17 protein-coding genes and 1 pseudogene are annotated in these 22,014 nt (G+C 62.5%); 16 read left to right on the top strand and 2 right to left on the bottom strand.

Annotated features, from left to right (window positions below; all coding sequences use genetic code 11):
• Nucleotides 1–82: 82 nt before the first annotated feature.
• The 5 genes from HMPREF2674_RS02810 to HMPREF2674_RS02790 all read left to right on the top strand — a co-directional run bounded on the left by HMPREF2674_RS02810 (nucleotide 83) and on the right by HMPREF2674_RS02790 (nucleotide 7,081).
• Entirely contained in the window at nucleotides 83–1,096 is a 1,014-nt protein-coding gene (locus HMPREF2674_RS02810) for an ABC transporter ATP-binding protein (RefSeq protein ID WP_141761791.1), read from the top strand.
• On the top strand, nucleotides 1,072–2,748 hold the full coding sequence (locus HMPREF2674_RS02805; RefSeq protein ID WP_070824759.1) for a transporter: 1,677 nt from the start codon (nucleotides 1,072–1,074) through the stop codon (nucleotides 2,746–2,748). The genes HMPREF2674_RS02810 and HMPREF2674_RS02805 overlap by 25 nt, the downstream gene beginning before the upstream one ends.
• Nucleotides 2,749–2,941: 193 nt before the next feature.
• On the top strand, nucleotides 2,942–3,241 hold the full coding sequence (locus HMPREF2674_RS02800) for a DUF3039 domain-containing protein (protein ID WP_005506434.1): 300 nt from the start codon (nucleotides 2,942–2,944) through the stop codon (nucleotides 3,239–3,241).
• 253 nt (nucleotides 3,242–3,494) lie between these two features.
• On the top strand, nucleotides 3,495–5,282 hold the full coding sequence (locus HMPREF2674_RS02795; RefSeq protein ID WP_070824758.1) for a DEAD/DEAH box helicase: 1,788 nt from the start codon (nucleotides 3,495–3,497) through the stop codon (nucleotides 5,280–5,282).
• A 362-nt stretch (nucleotides 5,283–5,644) separates the two neighbouring features.
• Nucleotides 5,645–7,081, top strand: coding sequence for a transcriptional initiation protein Tat (locus HMPREF2674_RS02790; RefSeq protein ID WP_141761790.1), 1,437 nt, complete (start codon nucleotides 5,645–5,647; stop codon nucleotides 7,079–7,081).
• 186 nt (nucleotides 7,082–7,267) lie between these two features.
• Here HMPREF2674_RS02790 and HMPREF2674_RS02785 read toward each other — a convergent pair whose 3' ends face one another.
• Nucleotides 7,268–7,894, bottom strand: coding sequence for an isochorismatase family protein (locus tag HMPREF2674_RS02785; RefSeq protein ID WP_070824756.1), 627 nt, complete (start codon nucleotides 7,892–7,894; stop codon nucleotides 7,268–7,270).
• 133 nt (nucleotides 7,895–8,027) lie between these two features.
• Entirely contained in the window at nucleotides 8,028–9,326 is a 1,299-nt protein-coding gene (locus HMPREF2674_RS02780; protein ID WP_049343123.1) for a nicotinate phosphoribosyltransferase, read from the bottom strand.
• 279 nt (nucleotides 9,327–9,605) lie between these two features.
• Between HMPREF2674_RS02780 and clpS the strand changes: the two genes are divergently transcribed.
• The 11 genes and pseudogenes from clpS to HMPREF2674_RS02725 all read left to right on the top strand — a co-directional run.
• Nucleotides 9,606–9,932 (top strand): ATP-dependent Clp protease adapter ClpS, encoded by a 327-nt coding sequence (gene clpS, locus HMPREF2674_RS02775; protein WP_070824755.1) that lies wholly within the window; start codon nucleotides 9,606–9,608, stop codon nucleotides 9,930–9,932.
• Entirely contained in the window at nucleotides 9,932–10,507 is a 576-nt protein-coding gene (locus HMPREF2674_RS02770; protein ID WP_049333633.1) for a DUF2017 domain-containing protein, read from the top strand. The genes clpS and HMPREF2674_RS02770 overlap by 1 nt, the downstream gene beginning before the upstream one ends.
• Before the next feature lie 231 nt (nucleotides 10,508–10,738).
• A complete protein-coding gene (gene murI, locus HMPREF2674_RS02765) occupies nucleotides 10,739–11,761 on the top strand; it encodes a glutamate racemase (RefSeq protein WP_070824754.1) in 1,023 nt (340 codons plus the stop codon).
• Nucleotides 11,752–12,636: an MBL fold metallo-hydrolase gene (locus HMPREF2674_RS02760; protein WP_070649042.1), complete on the top strand. Its 885-nt coding sequence runs from the start codon at nucleotides 11,752–11,754 to the stop codon at nucleotides 12,634–12,636. The genes murI and HMPREF2674_RS02760 overlap by 10 nt, the downstream gene beginning before the upstream one ends.
• A 73-nt stretch (nucleotides 12,637–12,709) precedes the next feature.
• Entirely contained in the window at nucleotides 12,710–13,444 is a 735-nt protein-coding gene (gene rph, locus HMPREF2674_RS02755; RefSeq protein ID WP_049343119.1) for a ribonuclease PH, read from the top strand.
• Nucleotides 13,445–13,496: 52 nt separating this feature from the next.
• Complete coding sequence (locus HMPREF2674_RS02750) at nucleotides 13,497–14,150, top strand: non-canonical purine NTP pyrophosphatase (protein ID WP_070543264.1); 654 nt, start codon at nucleotides 13,497–13,499, stop codon at nucleotides 14,148–14,150.
• A 303-nt stretch (nucleotides 14,151–14,453) separates the two neighbouring features.
• On the top strand, nucleotides 14,454–15,683 hold the full coding sequence (locus HMPREF2674_RS02745; protein ID WP_070484200.1) for an RDD family protein: 1,230 nt from the start codon (nucleotides 14,454–14,456) through the stop codon (nucleotides 15,681–15,683).
• Nucleotides 15,684–15,909: 226 nt separating this feature from the next.
• Entirely contained in the window at nucleotides 15,910–18,012 is a 2,103-nt protein-coding gene (locus HMPREF2674_RS02740) for a DNA gyrase/topoisomerase IV subunit B (RefSeq protein WP_049343117.1), read from the top strand.
• Nucleotides 18,013–18,533: 521 nt separating this feature from the next.
• On the top strand, nucleotides 18,534–20,105 hold the full coding sequence (locus HMPREF2674_RS02735; RefSeq protein ID WP_049343116.1) for a cytochrome ubiquinol oxidase subunit I: 1,572 nt from the start codon (nucleotides 18,534–18,536) through the stop codon (nucleotides 20,103–20,105).
• A 21-nt stretch (nucleotides 20,106–20,126) separates the two neighbouring features.
• Nucleotides 20,127–21,197 carry a cytochrome d ubiquinol oxidase subunit II gene (gene cydB / locus HMPREF2674_RS02730; RefSeq protein ID WP_049343115.1) on the top strand — a complete coding sequence of 357 codons (1,071 nt, stop codon included), beginning with the start codon at nucleotides 20,127–20,129 and terminating at the stop codon, nucleotides 21,195–21,197.
• Between the two features lie 205 nt (nucleotides 21,198–21,402).
• Nucleotides 21,403–22,014 (top strand): annotated as a pseudogene (locus HMPREF2674_RS02725) (multidrug transporter); the annotation flags it as partial.

Raw genomic sequence — 22,014 nt, 5'->3', positions numbered from 1 at the left:
CTTTCAGAAAAAGGTATTTTGGCTAATGGGGGGTGATAGGGTGAGAGTGTGACCCGTTACTCTCACGCGTAAGGAACCAACGATGCCCCAGGATCCGGTGAACATCCCGCCCCACGACCCGCAGCACGGAACGCCGCAGAACGGTGCAGCGCAGAGCCCAGCTCAGCCTACCCCGGTTCAACCTAGCTCAGCTCAACCCGAACAGCCGGTAGCCCAGCAACCCGAACAAGCCGCCTACGCTCAGCCGGCCTATGCTCAGCCGGGTCAGCAACCCCCGCAGTTCCAGCCGGCCCCCGCGCAACTTCCCGTGGCGCCTCCCCAAGCACCGTCGCAGACCGGAGCCGCCGTCGAGATTCGGGGACTCGCCAAGCTCTTCGACGACAAGGTCGCGGTGGATCGCATTAACCTGACGATTCCCTCCGGCTCGTTCTACGGGCTGGTCGGCCGCAACGGTGCGGGTAAAACCACGACCATTTCCATGGTTACCGGCATGCTTCAGCCCACCGAGGGTACCGCTCTGATTCGCGGCATCGACATGTGGGCCGACCCGCTCAAGGCTAAGGCGCACCTGGGTGTGCTGCCCGACGGCGTGCACCTCTTCGACAAACTTACCGGCGAGCAGCTCATCACCTACTCCGGCTACCTGCACGGAATCGATAAGGAAACCGTTGCCTCCCGCGTCAAGGACCTGCTGGCCGCCATGGACCTGACCGACGCGGCCGGTCGCGCCGTCGCCGACTATTCCGCCGGTATGACCAAGAAGATTGCGCTCGCCGCGGCCCTTATCCACGCGCCCTCCGTGCTGATCCTGGATGAGCCCTTCGAGGCGGTCGACCCGGTTTCAGCCGCCAATATTCAGGACATCCTGCGCGGCTTCGTCGCCTCCGGCGGCACCGTCGTCATCTCCTCACACGTCATGGACCTCGTGCAGCGCCTGTGCGATCATGTGGCGATTATGGACTCGGGCCGAATCCTTGCCGCCGGAACCGTCGACGAAGTACGTGCCGGCGCGAGCCTTGAAGAACGATTCGTGCAGCTGGTTGGTGGCCGCACCTCCTCGGAAGGATTGTCATGGTTGGGCACCTCGTCTCACTAAAGTGGAAGTACGTGCAGGCCTCCTTCCGCCGTAGCGTCTGGGCGGTTATCGGTCTGGTCATCGCCGCCGTCTACGCGGTCCTCGCGCTCCTTGGCCTCGCCGTCGGGTACCTGGCGGCGGCCTTTGAGGCGCCCGAAACCGGTCCGCTCATCGCGCTACTGGCCGGCTCGGTGCTCGCCATCGGCTGGGCCATCGTCCCCATCTTCTTCAGCGGCCTGGACGGCACCCTGGACGAGAGCCGATTCGTGCTCTTTCCCATCGAGCCCGCCACCCTGCAGAAGGGACAGTTCCTCGGCGGGTTCGTGGGCATCCCCGGCGTTGCCTCCGTGCTAGCCGTGCTCCTGGGCCTCATCGCGTACGGTTCCCAGCCGCTCCTGCTGATCGTGTACCTGGTTTGCGCGGTACTGGGCCTGGCCAACCTCATGGTGTGGGCACGCCTGGCCAACCGCCTGGGCATCATGCTGAGCGCAAACCCGCGCGTCGCCAACGTGCTGATGATTGTGGCTGCAGTGCTCATGATGAGCATGGGCTTTATCTCCGGCGGTACCGCAACCTACCTGATGAGGCACTGGGATGCGTTATTCCCGTTCCTGCCGTGGCTGGGCGTGACTCCCTTCGGCGCGGCCTACGCCGTACCATACTGGCTCGCGGCGGGTAACGTTCCCGCGGCCCTCGGATGCCTGGTGCTGACCCTCGGCTACCTGGCCGGCGGCTGGTGGCTGTGGGGTAAGAACCTCGCGCGCTCCATGGCGAACGTTGGCGGTAGCGCCCACCGTGCGAGCGCAGCCGAAGTTGCTGCGGGCGACCTGGGCCTGTTTGCCCGGTTCCCCGCAACCCCGCGCGGCGCGGTGGCGGCCCGCACCCTACACTCGCTGCTCAAGGACAACCGCCTGCAGATGTTGACGGTTACCACGGTCATGATGTACCTGCTCCTGGCGGTTGGCTTTCCCCTCTTCATGTCGGCCACGGGCGGGAGCATCCATGGGGAGATTGGCTTCGGCCCCAACCCCGAGCAGGCTACACAAGTCGTCAATAGCGGCGTGATGCAGCTCTTCGGATTCTGGATCTACTTCTGCACCGTCTTCACCGGCTACTACATGTGCTTCCTCGTTTCCTACGACAACACGGCCTTTAGCCTGCACGTGCTCTCCCCGCTGCGAGGTATCGACGACCGAATCGGTCGCCTGTGGGGCTACAGTATTCTCGTTGCTCCGATTGTGGTGCTGATGGTGCTGGTGGCCTCTGCGGTGAACGGGCACCTGGAACTTTTCCCCATCGTGCTGATGCACCAGCTGGGCGTGTTCGCGGCGGCGGCAGGCATGGGCTGCGTGCTGGATACCTTCATCACCCCGCCCGTGGCGCCTCCCGGTGCTAATCCGTTCAAGAACCCGAAGAATAACGAGGGCATGGGCAAGCAGCTGCTCCTCATGCTTTCAATGGCCGTGGTGATGCTCAGCGCCCTGCCCGGTGGCATCTCCGTGACCGTGTACGTTTTCCTCACGCAGAACCTGCTGACGCTGGTCATCGGAGGCGTACTGCAGCTGATGATCGGCGCGGGCCTGCTGGTCGGAGGCGTCGTCTGGGGAGGTCGCCGTTTCGACCGGATGAGCCCCCGCATGCTGGAGCGCGTGGCGCGATTCAGCGTGAACTAGCGCCCGGCAGCTGACGCCGTGCTGGTTCGCCGCGCGTCCCTCACGGCGCCCGGCGCAGAGCCCGCGGCCCGCAATCGTCACGGTTGCGGGCCGCGGGTTTGCTATGAGCCACTAGAATGGAGAGAGGCATGCACGAGCTAGGAGCCGCGGGGTGACCGCGCTCGCAAGAACTTAAAACACCAAGGAGAGAAGAATGAGCTCTATTGAAGGTATTGAAGATCCGTTCGGCCCCGGAACGGCCGGCGGCACGGCACTGCTGGAGCGCGAGGAAACCCAGCTATCCGAGCCGGGCGACCACGAGCGTTTCTCCCACTACGTGCGCAAGGAGAAGATTCTAGAGTCGGCGCTGACCGGTGAGCCGGTGCGTGCGCTCTGCGGCAAGATGTGGGTTCCGGGTCGCGACCCGCAGAAGTTCCCCGTCTGCCCGCAGTGCAAGGAGATTTACGAGGGCCTGGCACCCGGCAACGACGGCGATAACGGCTCCGGCGAATAATACAACCAGATAATACGACTCAGACAATACGCCTGGGTAAACCCGAGTGAATACATCTGAATAACACGCCTCAGCAGTAAAGCTCAGCGGCAAAACACCCCATGAGACTTTGCTGACGAGCACCAAATTCTTGCACCACAGCCCGGCCCAACCCGCGGCGGTGGTGCTAGAATTTAACCTCGCTGTGCCCGGAAACCGGTTTTATAACAGGCTCAGAACGGGCCGGCAGAGGCAGACGAGGAAGAAGGAGAGAATGAGCGCAGCACCAGAGGAACCCACGCTATTTGACAGCATGGTGAAGCCGAAGCTCTCCCCGGCATACCCCGACCGCGCCCCCTGGGGCACCTCGGTGCACCTGCGAGCCTGGCAGGCCGAGGCCATGCAGAAGTACTTCGAAAAGAACCCCCGCGACTTCATGGCCGTGGCAACCCCCGGCGCGGGTAAAACCACCTTCGCGCTCACCCTCGCCAAGGAACTCTTCAACCGCGGCACGGTGCGCCAGCTGATTGTTGTGGCGCCGACCGACCACCTGAAGAAGCAGTGGGCGGACGCCGCCGCGAAGGTCGGTATTCCGATTGACCCGAACTTTAAGAACGCGGACGTGACCATCAGCCGCCACTACAAGGGCGTGGCGCTGACCTATGCGCAGGTGGCGAATAAGCCGCAGCTGCACGCGCGCAACACCGAGGCGACGAAGACCCTCGTTATTTTTGACGAGATTCACCACGCCGGTGATTCCCTCTCCTGGGGTGACGGCCTGCGCGAGGCCTTCGACGACGCGACCCGCCGCGTGGCGCTGACCGGCACCCCGTTCCGTTCCGATACCTCCCCGATTCCGTTCGTCACTTACGAGGTCGACAACGACGGTATCCGCCGCTCCAAGGCGGACTACTCCTACGGCTACGGCCCGGCGCTCAAGGATCACGTGGTGCGCCCGGTCATCTTCATGGCGTACTCGGGTCAGATGCGTTGGCGCACCTCCGCCGGTGAGGAAATGGCGGCAAACCTGGGCGAGGGCTTCACCAAGGACATCACCTCCCAGGCATGGCGCACCGCTCTGGACCCCAACGGCGAATGGATTCCGACCGTGCTCGCCGCCGCCGACAAGCGCCTGACCGAGGTGCGCCGCACCGTGCCCGACGCCGGCGCGCTCGTCATCGCCACCGACCACGCGGACGCCAAAGCCTACGCTGAGCAGCTGCAGAAAATCACCGGCGAATATCCCGCCGTGATCCTCTCTGACGACCGCGAGGCCTCCGCGAAAATCGACGAATTCCGCGAGGGCACGCAGCGCTGGATGGTCGCCGTGCGCATGGTGTCCGAAGGCGTTGACGTGCCCCGCCTCGCCGTGGGCGTGTACGCCACCAGCACCAGCACCCCGCTGTTCTTCGCCCAGGCGATTGGTCGTTTCGTGCGTGCCCGCAAGCGCGGCGAAACCGCATCCGTGTTCCTGCCCTCGGTGCCGCAGCTGATGATGCTGGCCAACGATATGGAGGTCGAGCGCGACCACGCCCTCGACCGCGGCGCACCCGAAGAAATCGACCCCATGGTCGAGGGCCTGGACGACCACCTGCTCGAAGAAGCAAACCGTGAGGAGCGCGCCTCCGAGCAGCTGGCACGCGGCAAGTTCGAGGCGCTCGGCTCCGAGGCGTCCTTCCACGGTGTGCTGTTCGACGGCGCCGAGTTTGCCTCCGGCAACCTCGCCGTGGGCAGCGAGGAGGAGCAGGACTTCCTGGGTATTCCGGGCCTGCTGGACGCCGAGCAGGTGGGCACGCTGTTGCGCGCGCATCAGCGTGAGCACGCGGCTCGTCGCCCGGCAACCGCGGCGCCCTCGGTGGTGGATCATCGCCAGCTGAAGGCGCTGCGCAATAAGTTGGCGAAGAACGTGGCGGCCTGGTCGATTCGCTCGGGTAAGCCGCACGGCGTGATTCACAACGAGCTGCGTAAGATTTGTGGCGGCCCGGCGGTCGCACAGGCATCTGCTGAGCAGATTCAGGCGCGTCTCGATAAGCTGTCGGACTGGTTCGTTGGCCGACGCTAAAGCGTGGATAGAACGTAAAGAATAGCCCCGCGGGTGCGTATGCGCTCGCGGGGCCTTTGCATGTTCTGAGCTCATGAAAGAGACAACCGGACAGCTACACAACGGGTATGAAATTGATTCGACATGGTGTTTTATGACCTTTTGGGGTGCCCATAAAACCTGATTCATGTACCCTATTGGTGGAAGCCCCCTCCCGAACCTGGCATGGTCGCCGGGCTCAGGGAACTTTCCATTGATGCGCAGCATGTAGGTCTATGCTGGGTCATCAAAACTTTAAGAAACACCATGTAACCAACCCCAGGAAGGCGCGCACCCGGATAGTGTGCCAGGGGAATGATTGCACCAACCTTTGAAGGACAGTGATGTCTCATATTTCTCGCCGTAAGGTCGTGAAGGGTGTCGCCTGGGCGACCCCCGTGATTGCGGCTTCTTCAGTAGTGCCGGCCTACGCAGCGTCAAAACCAGATTGCACCGTGTCTGAAAAACCTTACATGGATATCAGCGCTGACATGTACAACCGACGGGAAGAAACAGAATATCTCTACGCGCACCACACCTACATTAAGGTACGTTTTGAACTGGTCGGTGGCGCAGGCGGCGGAAGCTTCGATAGGAGCTCTCCAGGCGGTTCCGGCGCGAAGGTTACCGGAGTCGTCGAGGTACCCGGTCCTGCGTCTATCGAGCTCATTGCAGGTGGCGGCGGAAGGGTCGATGTCCGAGGGTACGGGCCCACCCTGGACGAGTACCGGTCTGAAGGCTTCCAGGGCGGGCAAGGCTTCGGTAACGGTGGTGGGGTTCCTAACACTAGAATTCCCGATGACGTCATGAAAAAGCTGAGCGAACGCTGGGCATGGGCTGCAGATTGGGACCACGGACCGCATCCTAAGTTTCCCATGGAAGAAGTCTATGGATGCTCAGGCGGTGGTTCAACGGCACTGCTCATCAACGGTGAGGTTATTGCCGTTGCTGGAGGCGGTGGCGGCGGAACCACCCGTGCAACAATGTTCACAACGGAACCTGACCCGGACCATTTCCCCGGAATCGTAGACGTTCGTATGACCGGTCCAGAAAATCAGGCTCACCCGCCCGTGCGAAGTGTGGGCGGGTCGGGAGAACGAGCACGCGGTGGTGATGCCACAATCGGACGTGAGTATTATGCTCAGGACCCAAGCATTCAACTAACTGTTGAAGGGGGTAAGGGCGGCGGCGGAGGTATTGGTGGTGCTGGCGGCGCTAAGCCAACCGTGCTGACCGGTACCCCTAACGATGTCTTTAGCTTCGATAGCCAGAATAATCAGATTCTTTACAGCTCTTCGACTGCAGGTAACCCAGGCACTAATGGTTTGCAAGGGAACGGCGGTGACGGTGTAATGTCTGTGAGCTACCAGCTGGACAACCACAGTCTGTACGGCGGGGAATATGAAACCCTTAAACTCCCGGACGGGACCCACAAATACTTGTCTTACTACCAAGTTGCTCCATACTTCAACGGTGCCCAGATTATTGTGTCTGGAGGCGGGGGCGGCGGCTACGGCGGCGGCGGTTCGGGCGCAGCTCTCTCACAATCAGCGATTACGATTGCTCAAAAATGGAACAATAATCCGCAGGGTAGTCGACAGAGTGTGAGCTCTGCGCAGGTTGCGGGTGCTGGAGGTGCGGGTGGTTCCTACCTGGCGCCGCAGGTGATGGAGGGGGAGATTTCTAACTCCAATAACGTCACTTCCAGCGAGGCGTTTAGCGGGGCAACCTATTCGCACGAAGGCGAAGTATCTGTGTACCTCTGCCAGACCGGGCAATAATCTGTTGCTGCCGAATCGCGCTGTGAGTTAGCTGCTGCCGACCGCAATTTATGAAGCGAAGCCCCTCGAGTATGCGCTCGCGGGGCTTTTGCGTGCCTGTAATATTTGTTCGCGTAGACGCGATAGGGCGGGCATCCCGAGTACTCTCGGGGTGCCCGCCCTATCGTTGTGCGAGTTACGTTGAGGCTAGAGGACCTCTACGACCTCCACGCCGTCGGCTTCCAGTGCCTCGGCGGTTTCGTCAAGCTTGTCCTCATGCACGGGCGCGGTCAGGTCAAGCAGCACGCGAGTCTCGTAGCCTGCATCGACCGCATCGCGCGCGGTCGCTGACACGCAGTAATCGGTAGCGATACCTACGACGTCGACGAACTCGATACCGCGCTCATCCAGCCACTCCGACAGGGGAGTCTGCGGGCCGTCCTCGGAAGCATCCGCGCCCGGCTCGTGCTCACCGGTGGCCACCTCATCCTCGGGAGCCAGCAGACCCTCGAAGCCCGAGTATGCGGCCTCGTAGCGGCCCTTACGGAAGTACGCCTCAATGTAGTCGGTGTCCAGGTTCTCGTGAATCTGCGCACCCTTGCTCTTGGCCACGCAGTGCACGGGCCAGGAGTCCACGAAGTCAGGGGTGTCGGAGAAGTGCGAACCCGGATCGATGTGCCAATCCTGGGTGGCCACGATTGCGTCGTAGCGGTGGTGGTTGTTCTCCACGAACTCGCTAATGAGCGAAGCCACCTCGGCGCCGCGCGCGGTCGCCAGGGAACCGCCCTCGCAGAAGTCGTTCTGCACGTCCACAATAATCAATGCCTTAGACATAGCCGTCCTTACAAGCCGTTCCTATACGGTCACGGGTAGAAGTATGGCACACCGCCCCGCGTGATTGCGCCGGATGCACCCCGTCCTTGAGGGGTATCGCGGCGGCTCGCGGGGCGGGCACCGTGGGGGAGTTTTAGATGAATTCGGTCGGGATAACCGGCTCGCCCTCGGAGAGGCGACGAGCGGCCTCGGGCAACTCGGCCAGGGACGCGGCGTGGCGGGCGGTTGCGCGGCGTACGCCCTCCTCACCGGTGAAGCCGGGCAGCAGCTCGCCCTCGCGAACGAAGTCCACGAGCAGGGGGCGGGTGTCCTCGTGCAGGGCCGGGTCTTCGTGGGTTCCCAGAACCTCGGCCGTTGCGATGCCCATGCTGTTCAGGCGGCGGGCAGCGAGCTTGGCGCCACCCACCGAGGCCTTGCCGGCCGAGGCCTTCGCGACCGGCTGCATCTCGCCCGCGGAGTTCTCGCGGGCCACGACCTTGTACACCATGGAGGAGGTCGGCGCGCCCGAACCGGTCACCAGGCGGGTACCCACGCCGTAGGAGTCCACGGGGGCGGCGGCCAGCGAGGCGATGGCGTATTCGTCCAGGTCGCTGGTCACGGTGATCTTCGTATTGGTGTTACCCAGCGAATCGAGCAGTTCGCGTACGTGGGCGGCGGTGGTGACCAGGTCACCCGAGTCCAGGCGAACGCCGCCGAGCTCCTCGCCGGCCAGTTCCACGCCCAGGCGCACGGCGTTGTCCACGTCGTAGGTGTCGACCAGCAGGGTCGTGCGGGCGCCGAGGGAACGCAGCTGCGCTTCGAAGGCTTCGCGCTCGTTGTCGTGTAGCAGGGTGAAGGCGTGGGCGCTGGTGCCGATGGTGTGCAGGCCGTAGGAGCGGCCCGCCTCCAGGTTGGAGGTGCCGGCGAAGCCAGCGATGACGGCGGCGCGGGCTGCGGAGACGGCGGCGCGCTCGTGGGCGCGGCGCGAACCCATTTCAAGGCAGGGGCGGTTGCCGGCGGCGGCGGTCATGCGCGAGGCGGCGCTGGCCACGGCGGAGTCAAAGTTCAGGATGGACAGCAGGTAGGTTTCGAGGATGCACGCCTCGGCGAAGGTGGACTCGACCTGCATAACGGGGGAGTGGGGGAAGAACGCCTCACCCTCGGCGTAGCCGCGGATGTTGCCGCTGAAGCGGAAGGACTCCAGGAAGGAGAGGGTCTCCTTGTTGACGACGTTGCGGGAGGAGAGGAACGAGAGCTCTTCGTCGGTGAAGCGGAATTCGGAGAGTCCCTCGAGGAAGCGGCCGGTGCCGGCGAGCACGCCGTAGCGGCGGCCCGCGGGAAGGCGGCGGGTGAAGACCTCGAAGGTGCACTTGCGCTGGGCGGCTCCGGAGGCGAGAGCTGCCTGAAGCATGGTCAGCTCGTAGTGATCGGTGAGAAGCGAAGTAGTAGTCATGTGTCTAATTGTAGAGGGGGGAGCGGGCGTTTTTCTTGTTGTGACGGCGTGTCAATCACTACATAAAGTACTATTGACTATAAGTAGTGTAGTATGAAAAAGTACAGGCACTCTGCCCGCCGCCCGGCGCGTCCGGCCGTATAATCGAAAGAGATTCGGCCCCCGCACACACACCGGCCGCGAGCCGCCGCCACGCTGCACAAAGTGGCGAGGCTCGGTTCCCAACAATCCGGCCCCACGAACTCCGGAATCCATCAGACCGGACCCCGAAGGACCCCCATGAATAACGCAGTCGTGACCCTCTCCAGCGGAACCCTCACCGAAGGCGACACCGACCTGACGACCGAGCTCGAGAACATCCTCGCCGCTGATACCCCCTGGAACGTCATCGTCTGGAACGACCCCGTCAACCTCATGACCTACGTGGCCTACGTCTTCCGCAGTCACTTCGGCTACTCCCGCGCCCGCGCCGAGGAGCTCATGCTGCAGGTGCACCACAAAGGCAAGGCCATCGTCTTCACCGGGCCCCGCGAGGACGCCGAAAAGCACACTCAGGCCATGCACGCCTGGGGTCTGCTGGCCACCTTCGAGAAAGTGGAGAACTAATGGCACGCCCCTTCCGACGCACCCCCGGCGGCTACACCGCACGATTTGAACAGCCCGAGCGCGAGCTCATCCGAGAACTCGCCGAGGACGTGCGCGCCCTGCTACGACCTTCCGACACCGCCGCCGACGGCAGTACCGTCGACCCGCTCGAGGCGCTGGTCGGCATCACCGAGAACCCCACGATTCCCGAGGACAGCGCCGTGGCTCGCCTGCTCCCCGTCGCCAGCAGCGACGAGGAAAGTGCGGCCGAGTACCGTCGCTACACCGAACGCGATTTGCGCGAAACCAAGCGCGCCAACCTGGCGATGCTCGCCTTCGACATTGAGTCGAGCGACCTGCGCCTGAACGAGGAGCACGCCCGTGCCTGGGCCGCTGCCCTCGGCGATATTCGCCTGGTGCTCGCCGACCGCCTGCAGATTACCGATGAAGAACGCGCCGACGAGATCGGCACCATTACCGACGCCTCGCAGGTCACTAACAATGAGGAGTACATGGCGATGGTGTACAACTTCATCTCGTGGGTGCAGGATTCGCTCATGCTTGCGATGATTGAGGGCCTGGACGAAGAGGAGTAGAGGCCTCTTCTCGGTTCATAAGGTGCACGCGCGCGCAGTAATATTGCCCGTCGACGTGCGATAGAACACCGCCCACTGAACGGATTTTTCGTTTGCCCCCTCGCACCGCCGTCACAGACCGTCTCATAATGGTGGTTCTGGACTCATCTAACCCCCTCCCGGGAAGAAACCACCCCGAACGCGGGTTAGCATAGAACGAGGAAACGACCGATACCGAAGTGTAGGTGACCCATGAGTGATAGCATCGACGCAACCAATCCCTACCGTGCCCGCACCCCCTGGGGAAGCCCCGAACCCGTAGCCCCCACCGCCGCGGCACCCATCGGCGTCTTCGACTCCGGCGTAGGCGGCCTTACCGTGGCCCGCGCCATCATGGATCAGCTGCCCCACGAACGCATCATCTACGTCGGCGACACCGCGCACGGCCCCTACGGCCCCCTCAAAATTGCAGAGGTGCGCGCCAACGCACTGCGCATCATGGACGAGCTCGTCGACTCCGGCGTGAAGATGCTCGTCATCGCCTGCAACACCGCATCCGCCGCCGTGCTGCGCGACGCCCGCGAACGTTACACCCGCCAGTACGGCATCCCTGTCATCGAGGTGATTCAGCCCGCCGCCCGCCGCGCGCTTGCCGCGACCCGCAACCGCAAGATCGGCGTGATTGCGACGGAGGCGACCGTCACCTCCCGCGCCTACGAGGACACCTTCGCGATTACCCCCAACCTTCAGGTGTACTCGGTGGCCTGCCCGCGCTTCGTGGAGTTTGTGGAGAAGGGCATTACCTCCGGCCCCGAACTGCTGGAGACCGCTCGCCAGTACCTGCAGCCGCTCAAGGATGCAGGGGTCGACACGCTCGTGCTCGGATGCACCCACTACCCGTTGCTGGCCGGCGTGATTTCCTACATCATGGGCGAGGACGTCACCCTTGTTTCCTCCGCGGATGAGACCGCCAAGGACGTATACCGCGAACTGCTCAACCACGCCATCGAGAGCCCGGTTCCCGAGGAGCACCCGCACCACGAGTTCCTCGCTACCGGCGAATCTGAGACGTTCTCGCAGCTGGCGCGCCGCTTCCTCGGCCCCGAGGTCACCAACGTTCGCCACACCAGATCCGTGGCCGAGCGTTTCCCGACCGGCTCCTTTGCCACCATCACCCCCGAGATGCTGGCCGCACACCGCAACATCACCCTGGACGAAGACGTCGCCGAGGCCGAAGAGGCCGCGGCGACGCAGGAAGGTCCCGCATGCGCCTAACGATTATCGGTTGTACCGGTTCCTTCCCCGGCCCCGTCTCGCCGGCCAGCTGCTACATGCTCACCGCGACCGACTTCGCCGGCCGCACCTGGCGCGTCATCGTGGATATGGGCAACGGCTCCCTCGGCATGTTGCAGCGCCATATCGACCTGAGCGATATCGACGCGATTCTCATCTCGCACCTGCACCCGGACCACTGCATCGACCTGTCCGGTCTGCACGTGGCCGTCAAGTGGGATCCGCGCGGCTGGCCTAAGGGACGTATTCCGCTCTACGGCCCGGCCGCCATTAACGAGTACCTGTCGGCGACCCACGGCCTGGACCCCGACCCGGGCATGAGCACCGAGTTTGAGTACCACACTTGGACCGAGGGCGAGCCCGTGCAGATTGGCCCGTTCCGCGTGGAACCCTTCCGTGTGGTGCACCCCTCGAAGGATCCTTACGCCCTGCGCATCACCTGCAACGACCGCGAGGGCCACACGATTTTCGCCTACTCGGGTGATACCGACCTGTGCGAGGGCCTGGTTAAGGCTGCGCGCGGCGCCGACCTGTTCCTGTGCGAGGCTGCCTACCAGGAGGGTCGCGACGACGCCCTGCGCGGTATCCACCTGACCGGCAAGCGTGCCGGACAGGCCGCCCAGGAGGCGGGCGTACGCAACCTGCTGCTGACCCACCTGCCCGTATGGAACGACCCTGATATCGCCCGCGCCGAAGCACGTAGCGCCTTCTCCGGTCCCGTGGGCGTTGCCGAAATGGCCGCAAGCTACCGTATCTACCCGCGCCCCACGCCGGCGCATCCGGTGACCTCCACGCTGAACGTGGTGGAGGTGCTGGACCCGCCACTGAAGGCCGCCATTGCCCTCCCTAAACCCTAGCTGGACTAGCGCAAACCACATTCAACCCGACCAGGTTATAAGCACAACAGACCGACCGACCCAAGGAGAACCCATGACTGTGACCCGCGACGACGGCCGCGCCCTCAACGAACTGCGCCCCATCACCATTACCCGCGGCTGGTCCCGCAACGCCGAGGGTTCCGCCCTCATCGAGTTCGGAAACACCCGCGTGCTGTGCACCGCATCCTTCACCGAGGGCGTGCCGCGCTGGCTCAAGGGCGAGGGCAAGGGCTGGGTGACCGCCGAGTACGCGATGCTGCCGCGCGCCACCAACACCCGTTCTTCGCGCGAGTCGCTGAAGGGCCGCGTGGGTGGCCGCACCCACGAGATTTCCCGTCTGATTGGCCGCTCCCTGCGCGCGGTTATCAACATGGAGGAGCTGGGCGAGAACACCATTGTGCTCGACTGTGACGTGCTGCAGGCTGACGGCGGTACCCGCACCGCCTCGATTACCGGCGCGTACGTGGCCCTGGCCGACGCTATCGCCTGGGCGAAGGAGCAGAAGATTATCTCCGCCAAGGCGAACCCGCTGATTGATTCGGTGTCCGCGATTTCGGTGGGCATCATCGACGGCACCCCCATGCTTGACCTGCCCTACACCGAGGACGTGCGCGCAGAGACCGACATGAACGTGGTCGTCACCGGTAGCGGCAAGTTCGTGGAGGTTCAGGGCACCGCCGAGGGTGCCCCCTTCGACCGCGAAGAGCTCAACAGCCTGCTCGACCTGGCCCTGGAGGGCACCGCAGAGCTGGCCCAGATTCAGCGCGAGGCCCTGAAGAACGACTAACCCGCACGGCGCCCCACCCCGCACCGTGTGCACCTGTTGCAAAGGAGAAACCATGGCAGAAGCAAAGATTGTTCTGGCAAGCCACAACAAGGGCAAGCTCAAGGAGCTGCGCGAGATTCTGCGCGGCCACATCGACGGCCTGGACGTTGACACCCAGGTCGTGGATGCAGCCAGCGTGAACGCACCCGATGTTCCTGAGACCGGTGTGACCTTTGCTGAGAACTCCCTGCTCAAGGCTCGCGCGGTCGCCCGGGCAACCGGCCTGATTGCTATTGCCGACGATTCGGGCCTGTCCGTGGACGTGCTCGGCGGCGCTCCCGGCATCTTCTCGGCCCGCTGGGCCGGCCGCCACGGCGATGACACCGCGAACCTGAACCTGCTGCTGGCTCAGCTGAGCGATATCGCTCCGGAGCACCGCGGCGCGAAGTTCTGCTGCGCGGCCTCGGTGGCCTCCCCGGACGGCTTCGAGGCGGTTGAATACGGCGAGCTACCCGGCGAGTTGCTGACCGCACCGGCGGGGGAGGGTGGCTTTGGCTACGACCCGATTCTGCGCCCCGTGGAGCTCAACGGCGAGAACGCCCTCTACGAGGGCAAGTACGCCGGCCAGTCCTGCGCGCAGATTCCCGCCGAGATCAAGAACTCGATTAGCCACCGCGCGCGTGCTTTTGAGGCGCTGATTCCGCAGATTGCTGCGGCTCTGGCCTAAAACCGTCACCGGGGCGTTACAGCTTGTTTGCTGTGCCTGACATCTGTCGGGTATCTGCCTGGCGGAGGGACGAGTGCGATTTATTCGTACACCGCGGCCAAAATCCCCCATACGAATACCACTTAAAGGCACAATAGGTAAAGAAGCTTTACCTCAGGGTTAGTGACACCAAAGAGACTCGTCTGCTGAAGGTACCTTCGGCAGACGAGTTTTGTTGTTGAAAAGCACTTCAACGGAGCATCTGCCTGATGCCTGCTGCCACCGACCCCGGTAGAAAAACCTGCCGCGAAAGAGAACGCACCGATGTTCATCCTTCTCTTGCTGATGGCGCTGATGCTTGCCGTCGCCCTCTGGTCCTACTCCTACGTGTGGCGCGGCCTCAACCGCCGTGTTATCGCCGCCGTCAAGGTGGTCGACCCCATGATTACGCTTGGCCCGTACGCCATGGTGGCCTGGGCGGGGTTGATGGGCATCATCGCCACGAATATGTGGGCGACCGGTACCCTCCAGCTGGTGCTGAGCGTGGTGTTGTGGGTGATTGTTGCCGGTACTCTCGGCTGGGCTGGTTTTTGGCTCCTCATGCACTGCCTGGGCGGCCAAACCCCCGGCAAGCGCCCCATGTGGTGGCGTGAGGCGGTTGCCGCGAAGTTCGCCTGGCGTAACCTGTCCCGTATGCCCGCCTACCTGGGCGCTCGCACCAGCATCCTGCCGGTGGAGAACCCGCACCTGACCAAGCCGTACTCGGGCTCGTGGACTCGCCCGCTCGGTGCGACCATGCCCGGGTACAGCTCCAACGGTGAGTTTATTGAGGGCTTTGACGAGTTCGGTCGCAAGATGCCGCGCCTCTACCCGGTGGGCCCCGAGCCGACTATTTTTGAGATGGCGCGCTGGGGTAAGTCGGTGAGCTCCGATCAGCTACTGACGACTTTTCTGCCGACTGCGCCGTTTGAGCGTCTGCGTCTGCCCGGCACCATGACCGGCCCCTTCACCTTTGCGGGGGAGGTGCCGCACGGTGCGGTGACGAAGTGGCCTCGCCGCAGCGGTGCGAACCGCGCCTTCGGCTCCTACGCTCGTTTGGGCGAAATCACCGAACGTAAGGTTGAGCTGCTGGTCGACCACCGCATCATTGCGGCACTGCAGACCACCCGCGAAAGCTACGAACGCCGACACAGCTGGATGCTCGCCTTCACCGATATCACGCCCGGGGACTTCGTTATCGACGCCAATGAACAGGGCAAGCTGCGCATCACCTTCGGCACCGCCACCGAGGGGTACGAAACCCCCTGGGTCTTCACGAGCACCCTGGAGGACAGCCCCCGCCTGCGCCGCAAGATTCGCCGCGCCATGCGCGAACGTCGCGTGCTCAAGCAGAGCAGCGGCGAGCTGATGGACTGGTACTTCGTGCCGAAGCTCAGCGAGTTCCCCCACGGCCCGGTCACCAATGAGCTTCCCGAAGAGTTCTACTTCAAGTCCAATATCATGGTCACGAACCGTCACGAGAGCTCCTCGAAGGCCACGGGTGAGGCACACTAGCGGGGTGAACGTGGGAACCACGCACGGCACCATCGGTGACCGTCCTGACCACCCTTTTCCCCAAGCCACGCTAGAATAGAGTTCCGAACGTTGAACGCTCTGCGGGGCACGACACGCGTCGTGCCCCGCATCCGTTCTGCCTAGTAGCACGTGAGCCGGGCCCTCACTCCGCCCTGCGTGCGGCGCGCGTTCACCACCGCAGACATATTCACCCGAAAGGAATCCCGTGGCGTCCTCGAACTACACCGCTCGCAACCTCTCCGTTCTGGAAGGTCTTGAAGCAGTCCGCAAACGCCCGGGCATGTACATCGGCTCCACCGATTCCCGCGGCCTCATGCACTGCCTCTGGGAGATTATCGACAACTCGGTGGACGAGGCGCTCGCCGGCTTCGGCCAGTCCATTCAGGTGATTCTCTACCGCGATGGTTCGGTGGAGGTTCGCGACGACGGCCGAGGCATCCCCACGGATATTGAGCCGCGTACCGGCCTATCCGGTGTGGAGGTCGTCTTCACCAAGCTTCACGCCGGCGGTAAGTTCGGCGGCGGTTCCTACACCGCCTCCGGCGGTCTGCACGGTGTGGGCGCATCCGTGGTGAACGCGCTGTCTTCGCGCCTGGATGTGCAGGTGGACCGCGGTTCGAAGACCTACCAGATGTCGTTCCGTCACGGTATTCCCGGCCACTTCGATTCGGGCCGTACCCCCAAGCCCGATGACCCGTTCACCCCCGCATCCGAGGGCACCGACGCCCTGCAGATTGTGGGTAAGGCGAAGCGCGGTGTGACCGGCACCCGCGTGCGCTACTGGGCTGACCCGCAGATTTTTACCCCCGACGCCAAGTTCAGCTACGAGGACCTGGTGGCTCGTGCGCGCCAGACCGCGTTCCTCATTCCGGGCCTGCGCATCTGTATTCGCGATGAGCGCCGGCTGCCCGGCACCCCCGGCGAACTGGAGGCACACGAGGAGGTCTTCCAGTACGACGGCGGCATCAGCGAGTTCGTGGAGTTCCTGGCGCACGACGAGCGCGTCACCGACATCTGGCGTTTCAGCGGTAGCGGAACCTTCACCGAGACCGTGCCCGTGCTGGGGGAGGACGGCCGCTCGCAGCTGACTGATGTGGAACGTGATTGCGAGGTGGACGTTGCCCTGCGCTGGGGCATCGGCTACGAGACCACGATTCGCAGCTTCGTGAACATTATTGCCACCCCCAAGGGCGGTACCCACACCGCGGGCTTTGAGCAGGGCCTGCTGCGCGTGATGCGCAAGCATCTGGCCGACAACGCCCGCAAGTACAAGGTGGGTAACGACAAGATTGAGAAGGACGACGTGCTGGCCGGTCTGACCGCCGTGCTGACCGTTCGTCTGGCCGAGCCGCAGTTTGAGGGTCAGACCAAGGAGATTCTGGGCACCCCGGCGGTTCGCCAGATTGTCTCCAAGGTGGTGGGCGATGCCCTGAAGGCCCGCCTGGAGTCGACCGCCCGCGCGGAGAAGGCGCAGGCTACGGCTCTGTGCGAGAAGGTCGTCTCTGAGATGAAGACCCGCGTCTCGGCGCGTATTCACAAGGAGACGCAGCGCCGCAAGACCGCGCTGGAGTCTTCATCCATGCCCACCAAGCTGGTGGATTGCCGTTCGACGAACGTCGAACATTCCGAGCTGTTCATTGTGGAGGGTGACTCGGCGCTGGGTACTGCGCGTCTGGCTCGTTCCTCCTCGTACCAGGCTCTGCTGCCGATTCGCGGTAAGATCCTGAACACTCAGCGCGCCTCGGTGACCGATGTGCTCGCGAACGCCGAGTGCGCGGCGCTGATTCAGGTGATTGGTGCCGGTTCGGGCCGCACCTTTGACCTAGAGTCTGCCCGTTACGGCAAGGTCATCATGATGACCGATGCGGACGTTGACGGCGCGCACATCCGCACCCTGCTGTTGACCCTGTTCTACCGTTACATGCGCCCGCTGATTGAGGCCGGTCGCGTGTACGCCGCGGTTCCGCCCCTGCACCGCGTGGAGGTGGTGCGCCGCGGTAAGCCGAACGAGATGGTGTACACCTACTCCGAGAAGCAGCTGCACGAGCTGCTGGATTCTCTGCGGGAGCAGGGCGTGACCTACAAGGAACCGATTCAGCGTTACAAGGGTCTGGGTGAGATGGACGCCGACCAGCTGGCCGAGACCACGATGGATCCGCGCCACCGCATGCTGCGCCGCATCCGCATCGAGGATGCTGAGGCTGCCGAGCGCGCCTTCTCGCTGCTGATGGGTTCCGAGGTGGCTCCGCGTAAGGAGTTCATTATCGCCGGCGCGCATCAGCTGGATACCGAGAACATCGATATGTAGCGGTTCTTCCCGTGTGTGTTTGCGTGTGTATTTTCTTGCGAGACTCGTGGAAAACATGCTGACGATTTGTCATAAAGTGGGAATTTTCTATGATTATTGTCACAATAGATTTCACCACGGCGCAAAAAATCAGTATTTTTGATGCAAATTTAATGAATTGGCACTGAATAACTATTGTGTCAGTTTCGATAAATCCGTCACCAAAATCTTGCAGACATCGCAATTTACTGCAAGGTTTGAGGGAGGGGTTGGAAAAGGCTTCCGTACTCCGGATGGTGACAGGCTGTTTCTAAACCGTCTCACCTCGGTATTTGCTGATAACGTGCGATGAACCTTTATCGAAACGTCAAACATTTAACGCCCAGTCGGCACACAGGTGCCTCACAGCCTTCAAAGAAAAACCTGTACCGTAGATGGGTGAGAGACACTGTGTCAGTAACTCTCGCACTCCCTTCACTGACGGGGGAGTGCCCGATTCTGGCGCACGCGCATATCAGTACACACATAGTAAGGACCTATCAATGGATCCCCTTGATTTTGGTAGGTGGCAGTTCGGTATCACCACCGTCTACCACTTCTTCATGGTTCCGCTGACCCTGGGTCTGGGCCTTGTAGTGACCTACCTGTACATTTGCTACGTTCGTACCAAGAAGGACGAATACAAGCGAATGACGAAGTTCTGGGGCAAGCTGTACCTCATTAACTTCGCCATGGGTGTGGCCACCGGTCTGGTTCAGGAGTTCCAGTTCGGTATGGCATGGAGTGAATACTCCCGCTTCGTGGGCGACGTCTTCGGCGCCCCGCTGGCTATGGAAGGCCTCTTCGCGTTCTTCGTCGAGTCGACCTTCCTGGGCCTGTGGATCTTCGGCTGGGATCGCCTCAAGCCCGCAGTCCACGCCTTCTCGCTGTTCATGGCTGTTCTTGGCTCCTGGATTTCCGCCTTCTTCATCCTGGTGGCAAACTCCTGGATGCAGCACCCCGTCGGCGCAGAAATGATTGACGGTCGTCCCCGTATGACCGACATCGGCGCCGTGCTGATGAACCCCACCGCATGGGTCACCTTCCCGCACGTCATCACCGCATCCATTCAGGTTGCCGGTGGCTTCCTGGTCGGTATCGCCTGGTACAAGCTGTGGCGCCGCCGCAAGGACGGCATTGACAAGGTCGTTGACGGCAAGGTTGTCGTTGGTGAGTCCGACAAGGGCGCACGCGACAAGAAGGACTTCCAGGTTTGGCTCAAGTCCCTGCGCCTGGGCGCAGTGGTGGGCCTCATCGGCTTCGCTGGTGTTGGCGCATCCGGCCACATGCAGGCACAGATGATGATTCACGAGCAGCCCATGAAGATGGCTGCCGCCGAGGCCGCCTGCCACGACGGTACCTCCTTCTCCGTGCTGACCGTTGGTGAGCTTGGCGCTCAGAGCTGCGACAAGATTCACACCATCATCGAGGTTCCCGGCGTGCTGTCCTTCCTGGCACACGACAACTTCAACACCCCGGTGAAGGGTATCCAGACCCTGGTTCCCGAGTACGAAGCTAAGTACGGCACCAACCTGCCCGATAACCCGCTCTACGGTGAGCGTGCAGGTCAGAAGATTGATTACCTGCCCTCCCTCGAGGTCTCCTACTGGGGCTTCCGCGGCATGATCGGTCTGGGCGCAGTCGTCGTTCCCTTCTACCTCTACGCACTGTGGGTTACCCGTAAGAAGGGCGTGGGCACCGTCCCCGAGTCCAAGCTGCTCAAGAACGTTGCCGTCTGGTCCATCCTGGCTCCCTTCTTCGCAATTGCACTGGGCTGGATCTTCACCGAAATGGGCCGTCAGCCCTTCGTGGTTGTCCCCAACCTTGAGGGCGATCCCGCAATCCGCCTGTACACCGCAGCAGCTATCTCCCCGGGTGTTTCCGGTGAAGAAATCCTCTTCTCCCTGCTCACCCTGGGCCTGCTCTACGGCGTGCTGATGGTGGTTGAGGTTTACCTGCTCATCAAGTACGTCAAGGCCGGTGTGGTTGCTGCAATGCCCGAGCTGGTTCAGTCGCACCACGAGGACGAGTCCAACGACAAGTCCAAGCGCGACGTGCTGGAGTTCGCCTACTAGGCGGGTAAGGATTGATTCACCATGAACTTTGATTTCAATATCTTTGCCGGTCAGCCTGGCCTGCCCACCCTCTGGTTTGTTGCCATTGGCGTCTTCCTCATCATGTACATGATCCTGGACGGTTTTGACCTGGGTGTCGGTATGCTGATGGGTTCCAAGTTCGCAAAGAACGAGAAGGAACGCCGTCTGCTGCTGAACATCATCGGCCCCGTCTGGGACGGTAACGAGGTGTGGATTGTGTCCGGTGGTGCTGCTATCTTCGCGGCATTCCCCATCTGGTACGCAGCCCTCTTCTCGGCTCTGTACATCCCCCTGACCCTCGCGCTGGTCTTCCTGATTCTGCGCGTGGTCGCAATTGAATACCGCGGTAAGAAGAACGACGAGAAGTGGATCCGTAACTGGAACATCGCTCTGTCCGTCTCCTCCTTCTTCATCGCTCTGCTCGTGGGCGCGCTGCTGGGCCTGACCTCCATGGGTCTGCCCATCAACGAGAACGGTGACCGCGTTGGCGGTGCCTTCGCCTGGATTTCTCTGCCCGTCCTGCTGGGCGGCCTGGGCTTCGTGGGCTTCGCTCTGGTTCAGGGTCTTGCCTTCGTCGCTCTGAAGACCGACGGCGATATCCGCGACCGTGCCCGCAACACCCTGGTGCGCTGGGCTCCCGTCCTGCTGCTGCCGATCGTCGCATGGGTTCTGACCCTGGACTTCACCAGCGGTAACGGCATCTCCTGGCTGTGCACCATCCTGGCTGTTGTTGCCGTTCTGATTGCTTGGGTCTCCGCTAAGGGCGGCCGCGAGGGTCGCGCTTTCGCCGGCCTGTCCGTGTTCGTCGCACTGGGCGCACTGGCAATCTTCACCGCAATGTACCCGAACGTGCTGCCCTCCACCCTGGACCCGGCATACTCGCTCACCATTGCGAACGCATCCAGCTCCGAGTACACCCTGGGCGTTATGACCTTCGTGACCTGCCTTGGTCTGCCGGTCGTGTTCGTCTACCAGGCTTGGACCTACTGGGTCTTCCGTAAGCGTCTGCACGTGGATCACATCCCCGAGGCTCACGACGCTACCGAACTGGCTGAACTGCCGACCAAGTAGCATGTAGCTGATTGAAAATCCCCCGGATTTCTCTTGCGAGAAGTTCGGGGGATTTTTTGTATTTGCGGGGAGAACACGGATCCAAGGTAGGTGAGAAGAGAATTCATAAAAATTTTTGGTGCACACCCCCCCCGAAATTCGAGCGCGACAGGGAGCGGAACGTGTAATGTGGTGAGCAACTCACTCCTATGAAAGGTGTTCAACGATGAAATCTCTCAACCGCCGCACCGCCGCTCCTCGTACCGGCACGAGCCGCCGCCTGCTCGCCACGGGTGCCCTGCTCTGTGTCGGCATCATGCCCCTGAGTGCTTGCTCGCTCTTCAACCCGCCGCTGGAACGCGACGAAAGCGTCCACGCCATCTTTGACGCGGAGCAGGACATCGTGAAGATGCCCCTGGACGATTACACCTACTACGAGCGCACTCACTACGAATACACGGCCTTTCAGATTGCTATGAAGCAGTGCTTTGCCGAACACGGGCAGAACTACACCATCCAGGCTCCCTACTCTGAGGGTGCGCCCCGCGGCGAGATGGGGCGAAAGTACGGTCCCTGGAATGTCGAGTACGCCCAGAAGTACGGTTTTCAGAAGCGAGACCCCAACAACGCAGCCGCCCCCATCTCCTATAACTCGGGGGAGAGCATGAGCCCCGAGGACAAGCTTCGCACCGAATGCTACCCCAAGGCCCGCGAGACCCTGGAGGCCGCGGTGCCCGAAGGTAAGAGGCCCGAGAACGACGTGCAGTCCACATACAGTCGTATCTCCACCGAGGCGGTCAACGCCGTTTACGGTAGCAAACTGCACCGCGAGCTCGAA

This window comes from Rothia sp. HMSC062F03 (assembly GCF_001836905.1).
GTDB lineage: Bacteria > Actinomycetota > Actinomycetes > Actinomycetales > Micrococcaceae > Rothia > Rothia mucilaginosa_A.
Note: the sequence above shows the minus strand (reverse complement) of the source record. Positions and strands in the feature narration are given on the sequence as shown.

Bases quoted from the DNA above. Each gene is read 5' to 3' on its own strand.
- HMPREF2674_RS02750 (WP_070543264.1), top strand. From the start codon at position 13,497: ATGGCAGAAGCAAAGATTGTTCTGGCAAGCCACAACAAGGGCAAGCTC.
- HMPREF2674_RS02780 (WP_049343123.1), bottom strand. From the start codon at position 9,326: ATGACTACTACTTCGCTTCTCACCGATCACTACGAGCTGACCATGCTT.
- HMPREF2674_RS02735 (WP_049343116.1), top strand. From the start codon at position 18,534: ATGGATCCCCTTGATTTTGGTAGGTGGCAGTTCGGTATCACCACCGTC.
- HMPREF2674_RS02760 (WP_070649042.1), top strand. From the start codon at position 11,752: ATGCGCCTAACGATTATCGGTTGTACCGGTTCCTTCCCCGGCCCCGTC.
- clpS (WP_070824755.1), top strand. From the start codon at position 9,606: ATGAATAACGCAGTCGTGACCCTCTCCAGCGGAACCCTCACCGAAGGC.
- cydB (WP_049343115.1), top strand. From the start codon at position 20,127: ATGAACTTTGATTTCAATATCTTTGCCGGTCAGCCTGGCCTGCCCACC.
- HMPREF2674_RS02800 (WP_005506434.1), top strand. From the start codon at position 2,942: ATGAGCTCTATTGAAGGTATTGAAGATCCGTTCGGCCCCGGAACGGCC.
- HMPREF2674_RS02805 (WP_070824759.1), top strand. From the start codon at position 1,072: ATGGTTGGGCACCTCGTCTCACTAAAGTGGAAGTACGTGCAGGCCTCC.
- HMPREF2674_RS02790 (WP_141761790.1), top strand. From the start codon at position 5,645: ATGTCTCATATTTCTCGCCGTAAGGTCGTGAAGGGTGTCGCCTGGGCG.
- HMPREF2674_RS02770 (WP_049333633.1), top strand. From the start codon at position 9,932: ATGGCACGCCCCTTCCGACGCACCCCCGGCGGCTACACCGCACGATTT.
- HMPREF2674_RS02810 (WP_141761791.1), top strand. From the start codon at position 83: ATGCCCCAGGATCCGGTGAACATCCCGCCCCACGACCCGCAGCACGGA.
- HMPREF2674_RS02795 (WP_070824758.1), top strand. From the start codon at position 3,495: ATGAGCGCAGCACCAGAGGAACCCACGCTATTTGACAGCATGGTGAAG.
- murI (WP_070824754.1), top strand. From the start codon at position 10,739: ATGAGTGATAGCATCGACGCAACCAATCCCTACCGTGCCCGCACCCCC.
- HMPREF2674_RS02745 (WP_070484200.1), top strand. From the start codon at position 14,454: ATGTTCATCCTTCTCTTGCTGATGGCGCTGATGCTTGCCGTCGCCCTC.
- HMPREF2674_RS02785 (WP_070824756.1), bottom strand. From the start codon at position 7,894: ATGTCTAAGGCATTGATTATTGTGGACGTGCAGAACGACTTCTGCGAG.
- rph (WP_049343119.1), top strand. From the start codon at position 12,710: ATGACTGTGACCCGCGACGACGGCCGCGCCCTCAACGAACTGCGCCCC.